The 3,913-nt window shown below is 42.1% G+C and carries 4 protein-coding genes and 3 pseudogenes; 6 read left to right on the top strand and 1 reads right to left on the bottom strand.

Annotated features, from left to right (window positions below):
* A pseudogene (locus D8847_RS10240) lies at positions 1–167 on the bottom strand (ISL3 family transposase); the annotation flags it as partial.
* An 88-nt stretch (positions 168–255) separates the two neighbouring features.
* On the opposite strand from D8847_RS10240, the gene D8847_RS10245 reads away from it, so the two are divergent.
* The 6 genes and pseudogenes from D8847_RS10245 to D8847_RS10265 all read left to right on the top strand — a co-directional run.
* On the top strand, positions 256–990 hold the full coding sequence (locus D8847_RS10245; RefSeq protein WP_125841471.1) for an ABC transporter ATP-binding protein: 735 nt from the start codon (positions 256–258) through the stop codon (positions 988–990).
* A 24-nt stretch (positions 991–1,014) separates the two neighbouring features.
* Positions 1,015–1,842 carry an ABC transporter permease gene (locus D8847_RS10905; protein ID WP_419991703.1) on the top strand — a complete coding sequence of 276 codons (828 nt, stop codon included), beginning with the start codon at positions 1,015–1,017 and terminating at the stop codon, positions 1,840–1,842.
* Positions 1,812–2,591 (top strand): annotated as a pseudogene (locus tag D8847_RS10910) (ABC transporter permease); the annotation flags it as partial. The gene D8847_RS10905 and the pseudogene D8847_RS10910, both read left to right, overlap by 31 nt.
* A 144-nt stretch (positions 2,592–2,735) precedes the next feature.
* Positions 2,736–3,005, top strand: a complete 270-nt coding sequence (rpsO, locus tag D8847_RS10255) for a 30S ribosomal protein S15 (protein ID WP_001018251.1) — start codon at positions 2,736–2,738, stop codon at positions 3,003–3,005.
* 452 nt (positions 3,006–3,457) lie between these two features.
* Positions 3,458–3,736, top strand: coding sequence for a TIGR04197 family type VII secretion effector (locus D8847_RS10260; RefSeq protein ID WP_125841472.1), 279 nt, complete (start codon positions 3,458–3,460; stop codon positions 3,734–3,736).
* A pseudogene (locus D8847_RS10265) lies at positions 3,733–3,913 on the top strand (hypothetical protein); the annotation flags it as partial. The gene D8847_RS10260 and the pseudogene D8847_RS10265, both read left to right, overlap by 4 nt.

Consider the following 3,913-nt stretch of genomic DNA (forward strand, 5'->3'; position numbering starts at 1 on the left):
TTAGGAGCAGGATAATCTAGCTTAGCGATGATTTCTTTATGTTTAGGAGCAGGATAATCTAGCTTAGCGATGATTTCTTTATGTGTTCCAGCATCCAGATAATCCAAGATTATGATGTTCTTGTCTTTAATTCCGAGTAAGTTTGTGATAAAATTTAATTGTTCCATAAGATTCTTTCTAATGATGGTTTGGTCACTTTTCATTATAGGTCTTATGGGACTTTTTTTCTACAGCAAAATAGGCTCCATAAGACCTATGGTGGTTTTACCCACTACAGAAATTATAGAGCCGGCTTACATTGAAATGAAACACAGCTACAAGCGTTGCCAGGTTGGGGATACAGAGATTGTGGCTAATCGTGATGTGAATTTTGAAATTGAAAAAGGGGAGCTGGTTATCATACTTGGCGCTTCAGGTGCTGGAAAATCAACCGTTCTCAATCTTTTAGGAGGTATGGATACCAATGATGAGGGGGAGATTTGGATTGATGGTGCCAATATTGCCAACTATAGTTCGCACCAACGAACAAACTATCGTCGTGAAGATGTAGGCTTTGTTTTTCAATTTTACAATCTGGTCTCCAATCTGACAGCCAAGGAAAATGTGGAACTGGCTTCAGAAATCGTGACAGATGCCTTGGATCCCGAGCAAGTACTCAAAGACGTAGGGCTAGGTCATCGCCTGAATAACTTTCCAGCCCAGCTTTCTGGAGGGGAGCAACAGCGAGTCTCCATTGCACGCGCTATAGCCAAAAATCCTAAAATCTTCCTTTGTGATGAACCGACAGGTGCCTTGGATTACCAGACGGGGAAGCAAGTCTTGAAGATTCTCCAAGATATATCTAGTCAAAAAGGAGCAACGGTGATTATCGTGACCCACAATGGCGCGCTAGCTCCTATTGCAGAGCGGGTGATTCACATGCGCGATGCTACGGTTAAGAGTATGACAATCAATGAGCATCCGCAGGATATCGATACATTGGAGTATTAGCATGAAAAAACATATCGAAAAGACTTGCTCCAGTCGGTGATTGCTTCCAAGGGACGCTTTGTTTCTATCCTGACCTTGATGATGCTGGGTTCTTTAGCCCTAGTAGGTCTTAAAGTAGCCAGTCCCAACATGGAACGTACGGCTGAGGATTATCTCCGTAAAGCCAATGCTTTGGATCTGGCAGTGATAGCTGATTATGGCTTGGACAAAGAAGATCAGGACGAACTAAAGACCCTTCAAGGAGCAAGTGTTGAGTTTGGCTATATGGCAGACCTAACCGTTGAAAATGGTGAGGAATATTCCAAATCAGAGAGCATTTCAACCTTTCAAGTGACAGAAGGGCGACTGCCAGAAGCTGATGAGGAAATTGACCTAGCCGACTTCTGGAAAGACCGCTATCAGATTGGGCAGACCATTACCTTTACTAAGAAAGAAGAAGGGAAGTCCGTCTTAAAATCCCAAACTTTTACAATTACTGGATTTGTTCAGTCGGGTGAGATGCTTTCTCAAAAAGATTTAGGAAGTGCTAGTAGTGGAAATGGCAACCTGGCTGGCTATGGAGTAATTTTACCCAGTCAGTTTGACTCAGATGTTTATAGTATTGCGCGTGTGCGCTATGACGATTTAAAAAATCTGGATGCTTTTTCATCAGAATATAAGACCAAACGAGCCCAACATCAGGAAGAGTTGCAAGATTTGCTAGCAGATAATGGTCAAAAAAGATTGGCAGGTATCAAAGCAAATGGGCAAAAGAGCCTGGAAGAGGGGAAAGAACAGCTCCAAACTGCTGAAAGCAACCTTAAAAATGGCAAGAGTCAGTTAGAGAAAGCTTCAAGCTCTTTATTGCATTAGAGGAAAATGGGCAAGAGGTGTCGGTCACTGCTGGAGCGGTCGTGAGTCAAAAACTAGCTCAACTAGCGGGTGTTACGGTTGGAGACAAGCTGGAGCTTGATGGGAAGGAAATCAAGATCGTGGCTATTTCTGAAAACTATGTTGGACACTTTGTTTATCTCAACCGAGCGACATACGAACAAGTCTACGGCACCAGCCCGCAAGACAATACCTACCTAGTAAAATTAAAAGATCCAACACCTTCCAATACGGAGAAAGAAGCGGCTAGCTTTATGGAAAAAGCAGCTATTTCTGGGGTAGTCCAAAATACAACGGCTATCCATCTCTTTGAATCCGTGGCTAGTTCGCTCAATAAAACCATGGCCATCCTTGTCCTTGTTTCCGTTTTACTAGCCATTGTCATCCTCTACAATCTCACTAACATCAATGTGGCAGAACGTATTCGTGAACTTTCCACTATTAAGGTTCTCGGTTTCCATAATAAAGAAGTGACCCTCTATATCTACCGCGAGACTATGGTGCTGTCCCTTGTGGGGATTGCTCTCGGTTTGGTAGCTGGCCACCATTTACACCAATTTTTGATTCAAATGATTTCACCAGCCACCATACTTTTTTATCCACAAGTCAGCTGGGAAGTCTATGCTCTTCCAATCGTAGCAGTGACTGTGATTTTGGCTTTACTGGGCGTCTTTGTCAATCACCACTTAAGAAAAGTAGATATGCTCGAAGCCTTGAAATCAGTAGAGTAAGTCACGGTTTTAAACAGTAAATCAGTTGACAAAGTCCCTGCTTCTTGGTAGAATAAGAACTGTCGTAAAGACAAATAACTTCTTCTTGGTTGCAGGCATGCCAACCTGTCACTCGGATGAAGCCAAATAAAAAGGAGAAACATCATGGCAATCTCAAAAGAGAAAAAAAATGAAATCATCGCACAATACGCACGTCACGAAGGTGATACAGGTTCAGTAGAGGTTCAAGTTGCTGTCCTTACTTGGGAAATCAACCACCTCAACGAACACATCAAACAACACAAAAAAGACCACGCTACTTACCGTGGATTGATGAAGAAAATCGGTCGCCGTCGTAACTTGCTTGCATACTTGCGTAAGAACGACGTTAACCGTTACCGTGAGTTGATCAACTCTCTAGGACTTCGTCGTTAATCTTGCGTCTAAAACGTTTCTATACTTTGTTGCCTTCGCCTCGATGTACCATCAGTACAATCTTCGGCTTGTCGCCTAGTCTATAAACGTTTTATTCAGCAAGAAACAGGATGCTAAGGGCGTTAAAAAACCGTATGAAAATAGGGAAACGACACAGTGTTCGATGAACACAAGGAGTTTCATCTTTTTCACTAGGATTTTAGCCCGAGCTCAAATCAGCTCTCTGATTTCAGAGGGCTTTTTTGTTTTATCAATTTACTTAGGCCGTGTTCAATTAAGCATATCTTGATAATGAAGCTACTCTAAATTGGGTAGCTTTTTTACTATAAGATTATTCTATTATCTAAATATAGTATAAATTAGGGTTTGTATTCAAAACATGGTATAATAGGCCTACATAGCTAAATGAAGTAAACCTATCACTAGGGAATGAGAAAAAGGATAAAACAGTCATGTCAACAGTAAAAAGTGATCTAAATCTTGCGCAAACATATGCGACCCAGCTTAAAAATGCTTGCCAATCGTTAACAGCGATCGCTGCGGCTAGTCAAGATGACCTAACGACCCTTCAAGGGAATAACAAGGCCCATCAATGTCTGACAAAGGATCAAAATCTAGCTAGTCAGATTACAGCTGCTATCACCCTAACTTCCGAACGACTTCACTCTGTAGCGAGTGATTTTGAGGCGATAGATGAAGCAGCTGCCAATGGTTTTAGGAGTCATGCATGAGCAAGTTGGATGAGTTGAAGAAAAGAGAGCGAGAACTCTTGTACCAGCTAGAAGACAATGGAAAAGAGAAATATCGCACCAAAGAACTGATAGAAACCTTTGAAGGATATGATAGAGCTAGCCACCGTTATCAAAGTGATTTGTGGGAGGCGGCCTATCAGAGCCGATACGCAGGAC

It is taken from the genome of Streptococcus mitis, from assembly GCF_003942795.1.
GTDB lineage: Bacteria > Bacillota > Bacilli > Lactobacillales > Streptococcaceae > Streptococcus > Streptococcus mitis_BJ.